The following is a 19057-nucleotide window of genomic DNA, read 5'->3' as shown; positions in this document are numbered from 1 at the left end:
AAAAAGTTGGGTTTAATTAATAAAAAACCCAACTTTTTTTATACCTATATTTTTAAAGACAGATTCAAACTAAATTTGAGGTTCTAAACGAGCATAGAAAGAACCACGAATTTTAACATCTTCAGGCTCCTCAGCACCTAAATCAGTGGAAGAAGGCTGTTCACTTTCAAAAATACCGGCAATCTCACCAGTTTCAGCGTCAACCTTGGTAATTTGTAAAGACATTTCACCATTCATGATGTCTGCTTGTTTGAGGTTACTACGGGTATATTCAGAATTATCTGCACCAGCAGGAAGAGCAACCGCATTATCATAACCGCTAGTTAAACCACGTCCTTTAGGATCTAAGAAAGAAGCCCCACGATAAGAAGGAACTTTAAAATCACCTTTAAAATCCGTAGAACTATTAACAGAAGTAAAACCAGGTTCAGTTTGAGCCGTTAACTTTTTAATGGTAAAGAAGAAAGGAACTTGATCTCCACCAGGTAATAAAACAGTAATAATTTGGAAATCAATACCATCAAATTCTTTGAAGGTTAAAACTCCTTCCTCATCAGCAACAATACTACCTCTGATTTGTTCTAAGCTGGTGGTATCTCTAGTCAATACTTTTGCTTGAATATATTCAGCCTCTTTTCTTTTGTTAACAGGCTCTTCTTTGACAAAATATTCTTCAGGCTCTAAACACATATCAACCACCGCTAGGGGCTGATCGGGGCTAATATCAATGGAACCACGGGTAAACTCATTAATTTGGGGACATTTATTTGCCAATCCAGTATTAACAATTTCATCATAGGTGATTGTTTTGGGATCATATGCTTTGGCTTGTCCATCACTACAAGCTCCTAAAAACCCTAAGCATACAATCAAGAAAGCTACTAATAGGTTACGAAACCTCATGATTTGACCTCTCTTTTGATTTTTTTCTAAATTTTTAATTTTAAATCTTGTGTTTTACTTATGATTGCTAATTTTTTTCTGGTTGCCATACTAAAAAAACTAGCTCGTCTAAGTATAGTTAGATTTGTCGTGATCTACTTTACCAAATTAAGAGTCGTTATAGGAAACTTAAAGTTTTGTAATAATATGGTTAAGTTCCATATCAAGTAAAATTCACCACTGAATAATTGACTATGAAACTTCAATTAATTTCATTTTGATAGGAATAAAAGACTAATGTCCTTATGTTCCTAATTATTTTAATATTTAAATTTTCCCTAACACTTATCACCCCATAATTATCTGCCCATGCCCACATAGCGGAAGCCGAGTTCCTCGATCGCCCTTTTATCAAGGAAATTACGCCCGTCGATGATTAAAGGCTGTTTCATAACCTTAGCCATCTTCTCAAAATCAAGTTCTAAAAACTCTTGCCAATCGGTGACTAACACCAGAGCATCGCAACCATCGGCCAACATAGAAGCATCACTTTCGATGATTACCCCCGATAAACCGTGACTAATACCCGTTTGAGAAACAATGGGATCATAGGCTTTAACCTTAGCCCCGAGGCGATTTAACTCCTCAATAATATTTAAAGCAGGAGCATCTCTCATGTCGTCGGTATCGGGCTTAAAAGTTAAACCCAGCAAACCCACAACCTTTCCCTTAAGGATTTTTAACTCTTGTTGCAATTTCTCGATGGCCATTACCCGTTGCCTTTTATTTACATTAACGGCAGCATTAAGTAATTCCGTGTTATAACCATAGTCCTCCGCAGTGTGGATAAGGGCGGATACATCCTTGGGAAAGCAAGAGCCACCCCAACCAATACCAGCTTGGAGAAATTTGCTACCAATGCGAGAATCTAAACCAATACCCTTGGCAACCTGAGTAACATCTGCCCCTACACGATCGCACACATTCGCCACTTCATTAATAAAACTAATCTTAGTAGCCAAGAAAGCATTGGCGGCATATTTAATCATCTCCGCAGAATTTAAATCCGTTACCACCACAGGTACAGGGGGCAAAGATTTATTCCGCGAAAATTCATGATTAATTAAAGGTTGATATAATTGCGTCATCAGGGCGATCGCCTGATCGCTAGAACCACCCAGTACAATGCGATCGGGATTAAAAGTATCATATACTGCACTACCCTCGCGCAAAAATTCAGGATTACTCACCACATCAAAACAAGCCTCCGCTTCTTCCCTCATGGTAAACCCTTCTCCCTGAGAAACCCCAGACCTTTCCTTTAGCCCATCTAAAACAATCATACGAACCCAATCCCCCGAACCGATAGGCACAGTAGATTTATTAACAATAACCTTATAACCACCATTCAAATTCGCCCCAATACCCTTGGCGACAGCTTCTACATAACGAGTATCACTTTCCCCAGTGGGTAAAGGAGGAGTACCTACAGCGATAAATAAAATTTCACCATGGTTTACCCCTGCTCCCAAATCCGTAGAAAAAGACAACCGCCCCGAATCCATCGAAGAGCGCATTAATTCTGATAAACCTGGTTCATAAATGGGGGACTGCCCCTGTTTCATTAAATTAACTTTATTCTCATTATTATCAATACAGATAACATCATGACCAATATGGGCCAAACAAACTCCTGTTACCAAACCAACATAACCAGTACCAATAACACAAACTTTCATAGTAAATAAATATATATTTTTAAAAGGCTTTCATATTATGGAAGTTTATAACAAAAAACACTATTCTGCTCTCTTTCTAAGAATGAATTCGTAAAAATAAAAACAAAAAAAAGACAAAGAATTATTAAAATTCCTTGTCCGTTACTCTATACCATTAAAAAATTTATCCCTTGATTCGTTGTTTAAAATCCTCAATGGTTAAGGTTAAGCCATCCTTTAAATCAATAGTAGGCTCCCAATGGAGATACTGCTTCGCCTTAGTAATATTGGGCTGACGCTGAAGGGGATCATCTTCTGGTAGAGGTTTATAAACCAACTCACTATCAGGTTTGATCATTTCTTGTATGGTTTTAGCTAATTCGAGAATTGTATATTCTCCAGGATTTCCCAAGTTCACAGGCCCGATATAATCCCCTTCCATAAGAGCAATTAACCCCGCTACAAGGTCAGATACATAGCAGAAACTACGGGTTTGACTGCCATCGCCATAAACTGTCAGCGGAATTCCCCTAATGGCTTGAGCAATAAAATTACTAACTACCCGACCATCTTTTTCCAACATTCTTGGCCCATAGGTGTTGAAGATGCGAGCCACCCTAATATCAACTTTATGCTCTCGGTAGTAGTCAAACGCTAGAGTTTCAGCAACTCTTTTTCCTTCGTCATAACAGGAGCGAGGCCCGATACAATTTACATTACCCCGATATTCTTCAGTTTGAGGATGAACGGTAGGATCTCCATATACTTCGGAGGTGGAAGCGAGTAAAAATCTGGCTTTTACTCTTTTTGCTAAACCTAACATATTCAATGTTCCCATCACATTGGTTTTGATGGTTTTGACGGGGTTAAATTGATAATGAACGGGGGAGGCTGGACAGGCAAGATGATAAATTTGATCTACTTCTAAACGGATGGGTTCAGTGATGTCATGGCGAATCAATTCAAAGTTATGATGGTCTAGCCAATGATCTACATTGGTTTTTTCCCCTGTGTAGAAGTTATCGAGGCATAATATTTCATGACCTTGATTCATGAGGGAGTCGATGAGGTGAGAGCCAATGAATCCGGCACCCCCTGTAACTAAAATTTTCATTTAATTATTTATAATCATTTCAATTTGTTATATAATTTTAGCTGTTATCTTGATTTTTGCCAATTTTTATTTTTTATTTATATTTTTTTGAATTGGGTTTTTTTCATTTATTTTTTATTAACTAAATAGTTATCATCTTATATGAATTGGGATATTTTAAGTTTGACTTTTATTACGGTTTTTGTTGCCGAGATAGGTGATAAGAGTCAGTTAGCGGCGATCGCCCTTAGCGGTAGTTCTAAATCACCCCAAGCTGTCTTTCTTGGCTCTGTGGTCGCCCTTATTCTTGCTAGTTTCTTGGGGGTAATTGTCGGGGTTGGTATGGGAGAATTTTTACCAGTTAAATTATTAAAAAGTATAGCGGCAATCGGTTTTATTTTCCTTGCTCTAAGTAATCTTTGGCAAGACTAAAGCATCAATAGTTAAATGATCTTCAGTTATAATGACCATATATTTTAACTATTAAATATTTTTATAATCATGTCCAAGCTAGAATTAAAACGCAGTGAGTTAATTGACCGTTTAATTATCAATTATTCCACTACCGAAAATGTAGGCAAATTAGACAATATCGTCTTAGAATTAGAAAGCCACCAAGCCAAAGGAATAATATCAAAAGCTGGTTTATTAGGTAGAGACAAGCATGGTTTTTCTTGGCAACAAATAGAAAGCATTGGCAAAGATAGCATTATTGTTCACTATGATCAAGAAGTCGAAATACAACTAAATGAATGGGGAACTTTTTTAATAGGGGCTGAATTATGGACAAACTCAGGAGATAAAGCTGGTAACATCGTTGACTATACTATTTCCCCACAGACAGGCAAAGTTATTAACTATTTATTTAGTTCTAGCGGTTGGAAAGGTATTAAAGAAGGAGTATATGCGATCGCACCAGAGGACGTAGTTAGTCTTACGAATAAACGGGTTATTGCTGACAATCAAGCCATAGAAAATGCCCCCCAATATAGTCGAGGATTAGGACAAACTTTTGGAAAAGTTAAAGATTTTATTCAAGATGATTACGAGCAAACTTTAGAGCCGACTTTCCGCACTTCATTTTGTCACAAATAAAACGACATAAAGAAGATGAGCTATTTGTAATGGTTTGAGTAAAAATTATCTTTAATGTCTTTTTCTCTGCTATTTTACTCTTGGACTATTTCTATATTTTCCCACCACAAACCTATGCCATCAATTTTTTTATTTTATGTTGTAATGGCTCTTATTTTTGTTGATGTTTTCCTAACTATCAAGGTTTTTTATTGATAATATTCACGACATTTTGCTGGTAAATATTCTAATATTTCTTCTCTATCTTTATTCATATTTACGATTCTTTCTTCTTCATTTATTTTTGCCAGATAGATTCCTTGAAAGCATTGGAATATCCATCTCATTGTTACTTTTTCTGTTCTTTTTCCTACTTGGTTTCTCAATCCTACTTTTCTTCTTTTTAATTCTTTTCTCATTTCTCTTTGAGCTAGGTTATATATCAATAAGCTCAAGGACATTAACCATAATATCCCTTCCAACCTCTCCACCTTTTTTACATAAAAACTCTCGGTAAAAAATAAGGGATTCTTTAAAAATCTAAATCCTCTTTCTACTTTTTGTTGTTGTTTATATTCCCATAGTATTTCCCATGGTTTTAATCTTTCTTCCTCCATTACATTGGTTGCTAAGATAAATCTTCCTGCTTGATTTTTCTTTTTTTCTATTTCTTCTTCCTTCTCTCTTACCACTACACTTACTTCATATTTTCCTTTCTCTTGCTTTCTAATGTCTTCTATCTCTAACTCATAATATTTAAACCTTTTATTCTTTTTCTTTATTTCTCGTTCACATTCTTTGTTATCGCACCACAATTTTCTAGATATTTTCTTTTTCTCTTTTTCTACTTCCTCTTTTTCTAGGGGAATTGCTTTTTTTATTTTTTTTAGATCGCTTTCTTTTCTTTTTTTATTTTCTACTACTAACCATCTCTGGTTTATTCCCCCATAGTTTTCCTTGATTACTTTCCATTCATAACCTCTTTCTTTCAATTCTTGTTCTTGCTCATTTTCTATCTCTGTCCATAATATTTCTTCGTTTTCTACTAATTCTCTCCCTTTTTTTACTGTTAATGGCACTCTTGTTATCCATTTCATTTCCCCTAGTAATTGGATATTCTCTTGACTATATAAGGCACTATCACATACTGTTATACTCTCTGTTTCTATACTTTTCTTATACTCTTTTACTATCTTGACAAATTCTTTTTTATCACTTTGATTTCCCTGTCCTGATTTCATCCATAATGGTATTTCTCCGTCCCCTGATACTATTAAATTTAATACACATTGTTTTAAATCTGGACGATTATCTTTTGAATACCCATGACATATTTTGATGGTTTTTCTATTTTCTTCTTCCTCATTTTCATATTTACCATCCACATGAAATGATGTGGAGTCTAAGTGGTGATAATTACTTTTTATTTGATATTTTTTTATTACTTCTATGACTATTTCTATGAACAAATTACTTAGTCCATATTCGTATAGTTCATCTAAACTTCTCCCTAATTTGTCATCATTTAAGTATTCTTTTTTTACTTCTTTTCCTAGTAATTTTTCTATTGCTTTGTCGTTAAAAAACTCTGAAAATAGGTACAATGGCTGAGACACAAAACCCAAGGCATTGAGAATCATTGCCTTGACTACTAATCCTTTACTAATTTTTTCTGTAGCATAGGATGGTAGTTTTTGGTTTACAATCTCTACAATGCCTACCTCGTCTACTATTCCAGCTATTATACCTAAATGATCAATATTTTCTATTTCAATGTTTATTGATTCATACATTTTCCTAGACTTATCATTACTCTATTAAAACTAATTTACTCTATTCCACTTCATCTTTTTTATCACTTTTTTTGTAGTATTCTTGCTTTTTCTTGAACTATGCGGAAGGTCGGTTAGAGGATTTAAAACTCAAAGGAAAAGAAGACAATACTGACACCACAGTAGAATCTGCTCCCATCACCATGGAAAAAGAAACAGATTAACAATACCATTGACAAGTATTTTTACTTAATCCTTCTAGGGACGTAGCATTCTACGTCCTTCACCACCTAAATCACTTGTTCATAAAACCCCACTTAATCAATGAGTCACTGGAACTTTTTGTTCTTGAAAAACCTGTAAATCAAACCAAAAAGTAGTACCTACTCCCACCTCACTAAGCAAATTAACCTTGGTGTGGTGTTTATCAGCAATATTTTTAACAATAGATAGTCCTAACCCAGTTCCCTCAAGGGTATGAACCCTATTTTCTACTCGGAAAAAACGATCAAAAATGGCTTCTTGGTCTTCTTTAGCAATGCCAATACCTGTATCTTTCACTTCCACTCGCACATGGGATATTTCTTCTGGTTGCTCAGGATTATTTCTTACCCCATAGGCACGAATAGTGATATTACCATCTTCAAGGGTAAACTTAAGGGCATTACCCACCAAGTTAGTAAACACTTGTAACAGTAAGTCATAATGACCCCACACAGGGGGCAATAAAGGCTCAACGTCCCTAATCAATTCGATTTTCTTATCCCTAGCATATAGTTGATAAGTCCTCAAAGTTTGTTCTATGGGTTGCTCTAAATCAAGGGCTTGGAATTGGTAACTTCTTGATGACTCTAAGCGAGATAAATCCAACACATCATTAACTAAACGGGTTAATCTATCGGTTTCACTATTGGCAGTTTGTAAAAACTCTACTTTTTCGGTTTCTGTCAAATCATCTCCATATTCCGCCAAGGTTTCAATAAAAGATTTTATGTTGAATAAAGGGGTTCTTAATTCGTGGGAAACATTACTAATAAATTGACTTTTAGCTTCATTTAATTCTACTTCCCTAGTAATGTCTTGAACTGTCATAACAATACCTTTTAAATTCTCTTTATTTTGGTCTAAAACCTGAGTAATTAAAATTCTAAAAGTATGTTGATTCGGTTCTCTTAAACTAACTCTAAATTCCCCTCTGGTGGGAGAAATATGATAATCTTGATCATTTTCTGTATGCCCTTCTTCTACAGAAATATTCTTTAATGGTTTTTGTAGTTGTTGCCCGATTTCTGAGGGTAAAAAATCTAATAAATATTTACCTATTATTTGCTTATCATCCCAACCAAACATTTTATTAGCAGTGGGATTTACTAACACTAATTTTAGTTGAGAATCAAGAAGAATGGCGCCGTCGGCAATGGTGGAAACTAGGGTTTCTAATTTTGCTTTTTCGGCGGTTAATTCCTCAATATTTTGTTCTTCAAATGTTTCTAACCTTTCAGCCATCTCATTAAAACTAAGGATTAATTCCCCTAATTCTCCCCCTAGGGGTAAATCAATTCTTTGTTTAAAGTTTCCCGCTGCGATGTTTTTAACCCCCAACAATAGTTCTTTAATGGGTTGGGTAATGGTTAAAGCATTAAATACTCCTCCCAAAATAACCATAGCCCAGATGGAAATAAATACAGCGATGGTTACATCCCTTGTAAGATTGGAGGAGGCCACGAGGGTTGGGTTGGGGTTAATGCCGATGGCGAGGGTGCCTAGAGGTTGATTATCATCCACCAGGGGAACGAATACGTCTGTTACTTGCCCATCGGGGGTGGTATGTTGTCGTACCATGGGAAGTCTTATGTCGTGATTATAGTCTTCGGGAAGTTCTAGTTTTCTTTGAATGGTGAGGGAGTTTTTGACTTCACTTTGAGAAAAGGGAATACCGAAAAAAATACTTCCTTCTTGGTCTGCATAGATGATATATCTGACGCTAGAGGTACTGTTGTAAAATCTGCCCGAAAAACGAGCTACCTCCGTCAAGTTATCTTCAGCAATCAAAGGGGCAACATTACTTGCCAACAAAAGCCCTAAATCCCTGCCAAAACGAGTGTCGTTGATTTGTGCTTCTTGTTGAATGGAGTTTACTGCCCAAAAAGTTAAACTACTCATGACAAGGGAGACAACGAGGGTAGCTGTTGCCATCAACTTTGTTTGTAGGGTAAATTCTGACCACCAACGCCCAATAATTTCTTTTAAAAATTGCACCTTTGTTACTTTTATAAAATATCGATAATTTAAAATTGCTTTTGATCACCATGGTAATATGTATGTTGACCAAAAATTGTGTCGATAGTTTTCAGGTTGATAAGAAATTATAAGTAAAATTTCGTTTCTAATGGTTTTATTTGCTTATAATTCAAGGGTTATAAGATTTTTTTGACTTTTCTCATTTAACCCTTTGATAGTGTTTTTTTGTATTAATTATCTCAAAAAGGATATGGTTAGACGAGATCTAGGGTAAAATCATAGGTAATTTATTTTGGGTCAAAAGAGTGTTTTTTAGTGTCGTTATTCCTACTTATAATCGTCTGCCGATTTTGCAGAAGTGCTTAAGGGCGCTCGAGCAACAGGATTATGATTCTGGTTTGATTGATGGTTATGAAATTGTGGTGGTGGATGATGGTTCTACGGATGATACTATTGGCTGGATTGAGCAACAAAAAGCCCACCTTCACCATGTTAGTCTTTTCCTACAAAATCATCAAGGAGCTGCGATCGCACGTAACCTAGGCATAGAGAAAGCCCAAGGAGACACGATTATTTTTATTGATAGTGATTTAGTCGTCACTCCCAGTTTTCTGAATGCTCACGCCCAAAGCCTAATCAAAGCCCAAGAAAAACTAGGTCACGATCGCACTTTTACCTATGGAGCAGTAATTAACACCGCTAACTTTGATAATCCTACCTCAGAACCCTACAAAATTACTGACTACTCCGCCGCTTATTTTGCGACGGGCAACGTGGCGATCGCCAAAAAATGGTTAGAAAAAGCAGGAAAATTTGACCCCAACTTTCGGCAATATGGTTGGGAAGACCTAGAATTAGGAGTCAGACTAAAAAAATTAGGACTAAAACTAATCAAAACTCCCGAAGCCGTTGGCTACCATTGGCATCCCCCCTTCAATCTCCAACAAATACCCAAACTCATCGAGCAAGAAATTCAACGGGGAAAAATGGGCGTAATATTTTATCAAAAACACCCCACCTACGAAGTAAAAATGATGATTCAAATGACCTGGATTCATCGCCTACTGTGGGGCATCCTATCCCTAGGGGGAAGATTAAACGAAAAAACCATGAAACCCTTATTACAATGGCTCATTGACCAAGGAAAACCCCAACTAGCCCTAGAAATAGCCCGAATCTTCCTTAATTGGTACAACGTCCAAGGAGTTTATGAAGCCTACAACACAAGTAAGTAAAAATACTTAAAATGATAAAATAAGATTCTTAAATAAATTTTATCAATATAATACTTTTAGACTAAAAATAAAAAATAGTTCATAACAAATAAAAAATAATATAAATGCGGAGGCATAAGAAATGCAAATAGCTATTGGCGTAATAATAGGCATCATCATTGGTGCAGTAGTATTGTTTTTAATTAATAAAGGTAAAGTAAATCCCGAAGAAATCGAAAAAGAAAAGCAAAAAGCCCTCAAACAAGCCGAACAAAATTTTGAAACTAGAAAACAAGAATTAATCGCATCCTTAAGGCAGGAATATGAAGCCGAATCTGCCCAAACCATTGCCTTACAAAAAGATACCTATGAAAACCAAATCCAGAGCCTAAACGCTCAACTAATCGACCTAGAAGACCAAAAAACTCAACTACAAAACGCCCTCAACGAAGCTCAAGAGACTTCCGCCGATACCAGCGAACTAGACTCCGCCAAAAGCCAAATTGAGTCCCTAGAAGCCCAAATTGCCCAACTACAACCCCTAGAGTCCGAAATAGAATCCCTACGACAGAGAAGCTCTCAATTAGAAGAAGAAAAACAAACCCTAGAACAAAGTTACCAAGCTCACATCGAAGAATTAGTTAATAACTATCAACAAGAGTTAGATAACCAAATTAGAGCAGTAAGGGAAGAATATGAAAATCAAGAAGAATTACCCGAAACTCAACTAGACTTACAACCAGAAAATATTGGTGCTGCGGTTATTCCAGGAGACTACATCCAACAACTAGCCGATGATTATCAATCCGAAGAAGAATCTTCTTCCGTAGAACAAGTTCAAGAATTCGGTGAACAAATAACAGAGGATACTCAAGAATCTTTACAGGAATTGACGGACAATGCAGAGGAATTAGCCGAAGACACTGAAGACTGGATTGGTGAGGTAGCCCAAGACACTCAGGAATCTTTAGAAGGATTTGCTCAAGAGGGCGAAGAATTTACCGGTGAAAACGATGATTGGATGGGTGAGGTAACAGAAAATACCCAAGAATCTCTAGATGAATTTACCGCCAATGTCGAAGAATTTACCGAAGAAGCCCAAGATTGGATAGGAGAAATGGCAGAAGATGCTCCTGCATCATTAGATGAATTAGGAGAGGGAGTTTCTGCAACCCTAGAAGGAATGGGAGAACAATTGTCCGAGGTGATGGATAATATTATGGGAGAAGAATCTTCTGAGGAAGAAATCTCTGATGATGATTCCGATGACTTTGATATTTCCATTTTTGATGAGGAAGAATCTGAAGAAGTTGCCACTGTGGATATTAGTGAAGGTGATGATGAAATTTTCGCCGAAATTGACACCGAATTGTCTGATGATGAGGAAGTAATTGACTTTGAATCCTTTGATAGCCCTGATGACGCTAATGATGGGCAAGATAATGATTATCAGTTGTCTAGCGATGATTTAGATTTATCTGGTGATGATGATGAGTTAAATTTCTCTGAATTGGGAATTGAGGATGAAACTTCTTCTTCTGACGATGACTTTAATTTAGATTTAGATTTATCTGGGGATGATGATAATGATGAGTTTGATTTAGGTGCTTTGGTGGATGAATCTAATGACTCTGATAGTGCTGAAGTTAATCCTTTTGAGTTAGATAATTCTGAATCTAATGATGATGATATAGCTGAATTTGACCTTGATTCTTTACTTGATGATAATGATGATGACAAAATAAACAAATAATAGTCATCTAAATTAAAATGAAACTCTGCCACGCTTCTTTGAGCGTGGTTTTTGTTTTTTATTATATCTTCACACCAAAATTTCTTTTAATAGTTAGACAATTTCGATTGTTAGGATGATGTTCATATTTCAATTCATCGGCAACTTTTTCTAAGATTTCAATACCCCTTCCCCCTGTCTTCAACTGGTTATCCTTACTGTTTGATTCTTGTGAAGATATTAAATTAAAAGGATTACCTTGATCCCAAATTTTAATTTCCAAATTTGAAGGGTTAATGATAATCTCTATTTCGATGATGGTTTCTGGGGGGAGATTTTTGTGGGCATGACGCACAGCATTGGTAAAACCTTCTGCCAAAGCCAACTGACATTCTAGCCAAACTCTTTGATTAATAGATTCTGGTTTTACTTCCTCATATTTCCCTAAAACTTCCCCTAAACAGAGTAAGTCACTGGGTACAACAAAAGATATTTGTTTAACAGCTTTCAAAAGTCATTCAATCCTTTATTATTTGACCATTAATGGTTCATTATCTATTACACTACAAAAGGCAGAGTTTTTTTGATAATTAGCCATCGGTGAGTGGCAACTATCGTTACTAATCATATATGAACGATCGCCAAGGAGGAATTTTTTTTCCTTTGGGAATGAAAATGTATAACTTAAAAGTTAATAATTATGATTAGATGTTAGTTAATTTAAAGTTAGCCTTTAAGAATTATGTTTAGCACTTTGATAATGCTATTGTAACTCAGATTTATTGTATTAAGATAATTTTTTATATTATGTTTATTTTACCTGAAACTAAGTTTTATTCTTGGAAAAAATATCAATGTGCTTATACTGAATATGGTTCTGATAATGATTCACAATCTTTACCTTTAGTGTTAATTCATCCTATTGGGGTGGGCTTGTCGGGGATATTTTGGCATCGTTTTTTAAAGGCTATTACTGATTGTGATGGTAATTATAAGGTTTATAATCCCGACTTGTTGGGCTGTGGTGAGAGTGATTTACCTCGTATTGCTTATGATCCAAAAGATTGGGCTAATCAGCTAAATATCTTTTTAGAAAATGTGGTCAAAAAACCTTGTATTTTAGTAGTGCAAGGGGCTTCTTTTCCTATCTCTGTTTATATGGCAGCAGGGGATTTAAAGTGTGATTTAATTAAGGGTTTAATTTTGTCTGGACCTCCTGCTTGGAATATTATGACTAATGGGGGTAATAGTAAAATTAGCGATATTGTTTGGAATTTATTTTTTGATTCTTTTGTGGGTTCTTTGTTTTATAAGTATGCCCAAAGAAGAAAATTTATTGAGTCTTTTTCTATTAAGCAGTTGTTTGCTAATGCTGATGGGGTAGATGCTGAGTGGTTGGATATGTTGGAAAAGGGTGCTATAGATCCTAAAAATCGCTATGCTGTATTTTCTTTTTTGGCTGGTTTTTGGCGTAAAGATTATACTAAGTTAATGCGAAAATTAGACCAGAAAATTTTACTGTTGATGGGTGAAAGTGCTAGTAGTGTTAGCAAGGATGGTTTTAAGGAAAGTCCTGATCAAAGAATTGAATTGTATGGTAAAAATATTGCTAATTTGGAAGGTAAAAAAATTAGTGGTCGTAATGTTTTGCCCTATGAGTCAACGAAAGAGTTTTTGAAAGAAGTTAGACTTTTTGTTGACAATTTTTAGGTTTAATTATTAAAGTTTTTTTGTGTTTATTTTTTAGGAACTAAGTTTTGATGGAACAAATTCAAGCAATTCGTGGTACTAGGGATATTTTGCCTGATGAGGCTATTTATTGGCAGTTTTTGGAAAGGACTGCTTTTGAGGTTTTGTCTCGGGCTTGTTATCAGGAAATTAGGACTCCTATTTTTGAGCCAACTCCTTTGTTTGAGCGGGGCATTGGAGAGGCGACGGATGTGGTAGGTAAGGAGATGTACACTTTTACTGATAGGGGCGATCGCACTTTAACCCTACGTCCAGAAGGCACAGCGGGGGCGGTACGGGCTTATATTCAAAACAAGTTGGCTAGTAATGGTATTCAACGATTGTGGTACACGGGAGCGATGTTTAGGTACGAGCGCCCCCAGGCAGGAAGACAAAGGCAATTTCACCAAATCGGCTTGGAGTTGTTGGGAGTAAAAGCCCCTCGGGCTGATGTGGAAGTAATTGCGATCGCCACTGACATTTTAAAAGCCTTGGGGTTAAAAAATCTCAGTTTACAACTCAACTCCGTGGGTAGTGGGGAAGATAGACAAAACTATCGTGATGCCTTGGTGGCATACCTCACCCCCTACAAAGACGATTTAGATCAAGATTCCCAAGATCGCCTTGAGCGTAATCCCCTCCGTATTTTAGACAGTAAAGACAAGAAAACCCAAGAGATTGCGGAGAATGCCCCCTCTATTTTGGACTATCTTGGTACAGAATCAAAAGCACATTTTGATCAAGTTTGTCAACTACTAAATGATCTTAATATTACCTATCACCTCAATTCTCGTTTGGTGAGGGGGCTAGATTACTATACCGATACCGCCTTTGAAATCCAATCCGCTGATTTAGGCGCTCAGGCGACGGTGTGCGGAGGAGGAAGATATGACGGCTTAGTGTCTCAATTAGGGGGCGGTGATACCCCCGCCATCGGTTGGGCTATGGGGATGGAGCGCTTAATTCTCTTGCTCAAGGAATTACAACCCCTTTTCCCTTCTAGCCCTGATATTTACTTTGTTTCGAGGGGACAAAAAGCCGAAAATAAAGCCCTTATCATTGCCCAAGATTTGAGACAAAAGGGTTATAAAGTTGAGCTTGATTTAACAGGTAGCAATTTTGGTAAACAGTTTAAAAGGGGCGATCGCACTGGTGCTAAAATGTGTTTAGTCTTAGGTGATAGTGAAGTAGAAAACAACACCATCCAACTAAAATATCTCGATACGGGTAAACAAGAAACCCTCTCGGTAGAAGACATAGAAACAAAACTTTAAATAAGGGTTATCCCCCAATTTTGGGGGACTTTAATTTTTAATTTTTCTATATTCTTTTTTTGAATTGCTGAATTTAGGTACGATTTTTAGTTTAGATAGGGAATGACGAGGTATATAAAGTACGTAAGAAAACTCCGCATACCGCCCCTTGGCAATGGGGAATAAAAGTTTAATTATCAACTATTATTAATCTGTAGTTTAGACTAAATGGAAAGTGGAGCAAGGTAAGGACAAGACATAAAAGAAAAATAGAGAGAAAATATAAATAAGCAAAAATAAAATCTTCTCTCTATGAACAAATATAGCAGACTGGAAAATTTCCGTCATGACACCTATGAAATGTTAGTCAAAGGTAAAGATGCCACTTTTCAATTGATGGATAGTGTTATGACCACGGAAAATGCTCGTAGTTTGGCAGATTTTTCTTTATCACCTTTTTTCCATCGGCAATGGTGTAGTACCTATGAAGCCATAAAAGATTGTCGTCCGAACAGCAACAAATTGATGAAACGATATATTCAAGAAATAGACACCTTAGAATATACATTACTAGGTATAGATCATACTCAGTGGAAGTTTGAAGATAGTCCCACCATGAAAGATAGAGGTTATCAATATTCTTCGTCATCCATCAATTCATCGGTCATAGGACAAGGATATAGCACCATCGCTTGGTTACCACCATTGAATGAGAAAGGAAGTTGGGCATTACCTTTAAGACATGAAAGAATCACATCCTTTGAAAATCCTCTGGGTAAAGCAACATGGCAACTAAGGCAAGTGTGTAGAAAATTGCCAGAAAATAAACCGAAATTGGTGGTGTTGGATTGTGAGTATGGCAATGGCAAATTTATTAAGCAAACCGCAGATATTGAAATCAGTAAGTTGATTAGAGTACGTTCTAATCTATGTCTTTATGGTAATCCTCCAGCCTATAGCGGTAGAGGCAGACCGAAAAAACATGGGGCAAAGTTGAAATTAAATCAATGTGACCATTTTCCCCATGCCCATGAAATATTAGAAATGGAAGACTCATCCCTAGGAACAATACGGATGAGTAAATGGAAAGAACTTCATTTCTACAATGCCCCTTCACAAAAGCTAACCCTGTTTAAAATTGAACGATTGAAGCAGAAAAAAACTGGTGCTTTACATCGCCCACTGTGGTTAATCTGGGTGGGAGAGCAATTTTTATCTTCTTCCAATATTTGGATTCAATACAGCCGACGATTTGGTGTGGACCACTGGTATCGTTTCGCCAAGCAAAGATTACATTGGACGTTACCCCATTTTCGCACCCCTGAGAGTTGTCAAAGGTGGAGCAATTTAATTGTCAATATTACTTGGCAGTTATGGTTATCCAAGGATTTAGTCAAAGAATATCATCTGCCATGGCAAAAACCTCAACAGAATTTAACCCCCGGAAGAGTGGCTCTGTCTATGACTTCATTATTGATGGACATTGGAAGTCCTACCCTTTCTCCTAAAAGTCGGGGAAAATCCCATGGCTGGCCTAAAGGTCGAAAAAGAAACAAAGCTAAAGTTTATCCTACGGTTAAAAAGCGTTTATCTAAGACTAAAAAAAGACCAAAAAAATAACTTTTAAGCCATTATTAAATTCATTTATAGCGTTTTTGAGCTAATCTTTGTTAGCTTACTTATTCTCTTACAATTTTTTCTTAGTCTAAACTACAGATTAATAGCCATAAGGATCAGCAGGAGTAGGAATTACCTCCACATCCGAAGCATTCAAAACCAAGTGTCTTACCTTTCTTCGGGTATCTGTAACCGTAGCATCCAAAGGTGGCAAAATTTGAGTTATCATTTCTCCTTGTATCGTTAACCAAGTATCAGGGGGATAATTTTCCCTCGATTCAGGTAACTTAACGGGTATTCCTACGGGGTAAGCATCCACCGCACAACAGGTAATAATAAAACGGGATAAATAAACATAATCATCGGGCAAAGAATCTAAATGCACCACAAACCCTGTAATGTTCGCTTTTTGCCCCTTATAAGTATCAGGCTCAGGATATACGTGTAAAGTACGCACCCATTCAATAATAGTTCTTTCTTCGGGTTTGGTCCCTGTCCCAAAGGATTCTAGTTGTAGGGTAACGGGGGGTAAAGAGTCCACTAGCCCCCTTTGGATAGCACTTTGACTATTTAAAATAATCGGCTTTGTAACTAAACCAAATACCGCTACAGCGATTAAAAGAGAACTTCCCCATCCTTTTGGTAATAATAGAATGGAGTTTTGATTATCACTCCTCATATATGCTTTTTTACGGTAGTATCTCAGGTAAATCTGTAGGACTTTGAGAGAAGAAATGATGAATAATACAACACTGGCGATGAAAACCAATAGGAAATAATTAGGATGGATTAATCTATTTAATTCTCCCGTTGCCCAATATTTAAAAAGTAATAACCCCCAAAAGAAGAAGGCAGAAAAGTCTAATAATGGAAAAAATAACAGGTTTTTCTTAATAGTCTTCATTATGGAGTTTCAATATATAACTAATTATTTCACTAGAAAAAATAACTGTAGGAAAGAGTAAAAATAAAGGTAAATTGGGCAATAATTACCATTAAATAAAAGATCATCCGAGGTTTAAAAATAGATAACATCAAACCCATGGCTTTAATGTCAATCATGGGGCCAAATACTAAGAATGCCACTAAAGAAGCGGTAGTAAATGTGGAAGAAAAGGACAACACAAAAAATGAATCTACGGTAGAACAAATAGACACTACCGAGGCTAATACCATCATGGCAATAATTGATGTGACCGTGTCTTGTCCAATGTTTAAAATAATTTCCCTAGGTATAAATACTTGGATGGTAGAGGCGATCGCACTGCCCAAAATCAATACACCGCCCAAATCCCGTAACTCTTGGGTAACATTTTCAATAAAAAGATTAAACTTGCGCCCCAATGCTTCCTTTTTTTGTTTTTCCTCCTCCGCTTTCAACAAAGCATCATCCATCTTGATTACCTGCCCTGGTTGCCCCAGAATAAAACTCCCTGATTGTAACAAACTATAACTATTAGAAAGATTATTAACAGGTTTAGATTTGGCTTGAGCCTTAGCATCTAATAACACCGTCAAACGCTTAGCAAGGGAAGGTTTAAGCAACGGACGACAATCTTTTTGTAAACTAAATAAACAGCCCAAAGTCATGGCAATGGTCAAAGAAAAAATAATCCTCAACCAAAAAACCTCTGGTTGCCCCCGAAAAGCCACATAAGTTGACCACAAAACCACAGGATTAATGGTGGGGGCTGCTAAAAGGAAAGAAATTGCCACAGAAGTAGGTAAACCCTGCAAAAGAAAACGTCGGGCCACAGGAACATTACCACATTCACAGACAGGAAAACAAAAGCCAAAAAAACTACCGATAAACGCTCCTAAAATGGGGTTTGACGGTAACATCTCGATTAATTTACCCTCATCGAGAAAAACAATTAAACTACTAGAAAGGAGTACCCCAAACAACAAAAAGGGCATGGCCTCTACTAACAGACTTATAAATAAGGTTAAAGCACTATATATCTGATGATCCATGGGGTTTATTTTATCCTGTCCATGGGTTTTTTGACCCTCAAACAGACTTAAAAGTTCACTGAATGGTATTTTTTTCAGTCTTAATCTTACCCCATAAAAGAGGGTTAGAATGAATAATCAATAATAGATAGTGAATATTTAAACTTGATTTTTATTATATTCTTCCCAAAGATTATATTTAGTCAAATTGAAGTTTAACGGCTTTTCCAGTGGCTATTCCGCCTCCATCAACTATCAAATTATTATCTTTATCAAATGCTTCATAGGTGATTGTGGACGTAAATGAATCACCCTCACTATCTAGGGTAATATTTTCGGTCAATACTCCCCTTGTAGCAGGTAGCCAACCACTCCAAATATTCTCTAAACTGGCGTTTTCTGGGCGCGTGGTGGCATAGTATTCATATTTTGCTTCAAATTTATTAGTATCTACTTGTCGCCAAATACCGTAAGCAGGAGGGACAGGGGGGGCAGCATCATAGTTTGATGATTCGGTCATAGTTCCCCCTAAGTTGAAGCTGTACATAAATTCTAGGTCTTTGACCTCCGCAAATCCTCCTGTGGTAAATTGTACTTGCGATCGCCATTGTCCGATTAATTTACCATAACTTCTCACTCCTCCAGATTGTGCCTGAGAATCTTGGGTCAAAAAAGAACTTGTAATTATAAGAGGAATTAAAACAATTAATAGTATTGAAAAACGGTACTTGATAATTGATTTGGATAATGCCTTAAACAATCTCATTACTAAAACCTCAC

Annotated in this window: 16 protein-coding genes; 7 read left to right on the top strand and 9 right to left on the bottom strand. The window is 36.5% G+C overall.

The genetic code is table 11. The features are described from left to right. Nucleotides 1–69: 69 nt before the first annotated feature. The 3 genes from psbO to A5482_RS13540 form a co-directional block, all read right to left on the bottom strand. Nucleotides 70–903: a photosystem II manganese-stabilizing polypeptide gene (gene psbO / locus A5482_RS13550; protein WP_069790509.1), complete on the bottom strand. Its 834-nt coding sequence runs from the start codon at nt 901–903 to the stop codon at nt 70–72. Between the two features lie 338 nt (nt 904–1241). Next, complete coding sequence (locus tag A5482_RS13545; RefSeq protein WP_069790510.1) at nt 1242–2621, bottom strand: UDP-glucose dehydrogenase family protein; 1380 nt, start codon at nt 2619–2621, stop codon at nt 1242–1244. Nucleotides 2622–2784: 163 nt separating this feature from the next. Beyond that, nucleotides 2785–3714 carry a UDP-glucuronic acid decarboxylase family protein gene (locus A5482_RS13540; RefSeq protein ID WP_069790511.1) on the bottom strand — a complete coding sequence of 310 codons (930 nt, stop codon included), beginning with the start codon at nt 3712–3714 and terminating at the stop codon, nt 2785–2787. A 141-nt stretch (nt 3715–3855) separates the two neighbouring features. Between A5482_RS13540 and A5482_RS13535 the strand changes: the two genes are divergently transcribed. Together A5482_RS13535 and A5482_RS13530 are read left to right on the top strand one after the other, a co-directional pair. Beyond that, nucleotides 3856–4125, top strand: coding sequence for a TMEM165/GDT1 family protein (locus A5482_RS13535; protein ID WP_069790512.1), 270 nt, complete (start codon nt 3856–3858; stop codon nt 4123–4125). A 69-nt stretch (nt 4126–4194) separates the two neighbouring features. Further along, entirely contained in the window at nt 4195–4788 is a 594-nt protein-coding gene (locus A5482_RS13530) for a PRC-barrel domain-containing protein (RefSeq protein WP_069790513.1), read from the top strand. A 188-nt stretch (nt 4789–4976) separates the two neighbouring features. Here A5482_RS13530 and A5482_RS13525 read toward each other — a convergent pair whose 3' ends face one another. Both A5482_RS13525 and nblS read right to left on the bottom strand, forming a co-directional pair. Beyond that, nucleotides 4977–6560, bottom strand: a complete 1584-nt coding sequence (locus A5482_RS13525) for an IS1634 family transposase (protein WP_069791669.1) — start codon at nt 6558–6560, stop codon at nt 4977–4979. A 300-nt stretch (nt 6561–6860) separates the two neighbouring features. Further along, entirely contained in the window at nt 6861–8798 is a 1938-nt protein-coding gene (gene nblS / locus A5482_RS13520) for a two-component system sensor histidine kinase NblS (protein ID WP_069791589.1), read from the bottom strand. 287 nt (nt 8799–9085) lie between these two features. Between nblS and A5482_RS13515 the strand changes: the two genes are divergently transcribed. Together A5482_RS13515 and A5482_RS13510 are read left to right on the top strand one after the other, a co-directional pair. Then, on the top strand, nt 9086–10015 hold the full coding sequence (locus A5482_RS13515) for a glycosyltransferase family 2 protein (protein WP_069791588.1): 930 nt from the start codon (nt 9086–9088) through the stop codon (nt 10013–10015). A gap of 121 nt (nt 10016–10136) precedes the next feature. Further along, nucleotides 10137–11747, top strand: a complete 1611-nt coding sequence (locus A5482_RS13510; RefSeq protein WP_069791587.1) for a hypothetical protein — start codon at nt 10137–10139, stop codon at nt 11745–11747. A 61-nt stretch (nt 11748–11808) separates the two neighbouring features. Here the strand turns inward: A5482_RS13510 and A5482_RS13505 are convergent, their stop codons facing one another. Next, complete coding sequence (locus tag A5482_RS13505; RefSeq protein WP_069791586.1) at nt 11809–12237, bottom strand: ATP-binding protein; 429 nt, start codon at nt 12235–12237, stop codon at nt 11809–11811. A 296-nt stretch (nt 12238–12533) separates the two neighbouring features. Between A5482_RS13505 and A5482_RS13500 the strand changes: the two genes are divergently transcribed. The 3 genes from A5482_RS13500 (at nt 12534) to A5482_RS13490 (ending at nt 16327) form a co-directional block, all read left to right on the top strand. Then, nucleotides 12534–13436, top strand: a complete 903-nt coding sequence (locus A5482_RS13500) for an alpha/beta fold hydrolase (protein ID WP_069791585.1) — start codon at nt 12534–12536, stop codon at nt 13434–13436. 50 nt (nt 13437–13486) lie between these two features. Continuing rightward, complete coding sequence (hisS, locus tag A5482_RS13495) at nt 13487–14728, top strand: histidine--tRNA ligase (RefSeq protein ID WP_069791584.1); 1242 nt, start codon at nt 13487–13489, stop codon at nt 14726–14728. 291 nt (nt 14729–15019) lie between these two features. Then, nucleotides 15020–16327, top strand: a complete 1308-nt coding sequence (locus A5482_RS13490) for an NF041680 family putative transposase (RefSeq protein WP_446684748.1) — start codon at nt 15020–15022, stop codon at nt 16325–16327. Between the two features lie 97 nt (nt 16328–16424). Here the strand turns inward: A5482_RS13490 and A5482_RS13485 are convergent, their stop codons facing one another. The 3 genes from A5482_RS13485 to A5482_RS13475 form a co-directional block, all read right to left on the bottom strand. Further along, the gene (locus tag A5482_RS13485; protein WP_069790365.1) at nt 16425–17228 is read right to left on the bottom strand and encodes a TIGR03943 family putative permease subunit; all 804 of its coding nucleotides are present in this window, start codon (nt 17226–17228) and stop codon (nt 16425–16427) included. 32 nt (nt 17229–17260) lie between these two features. Then, entirely contained in the window at nt 17261–18298 is a 1038-nt protein-coding gene (locus A5482_RS13480) for a permease (protein WP_069790366.1), read from the bottom strand. Between the two features lie 178 nt (nt 18299–18476). Beyond that, complete coding sequence (locus A5482_RS13475) at nt 18477–18947, bottom strand: hypothetical protein (RefSeq protein WP_141712667.1); 471 nt, start codon at nt 18945–18947, stop codon at nt 18477–18479. Nucleotides 18948–19057 lie beyond the last annotated feature (110 nt).

Origin of the sequence: Cyanobacterium sp. IPPAS B-1200 (assembly GCF_001747005.2) — a bacterium.
Lineage (GTDB): Bacteria > Cyanobacteriota > Cyanobacteriia > Cyanobacteriales > Cyanobacteriaceae > Cyanobacterium.
The sequence above is the reverse complement of the archived record's forward strand: the minus strand, read 5'-3'. Positions and strand labels throughout refer to the sequence as shown.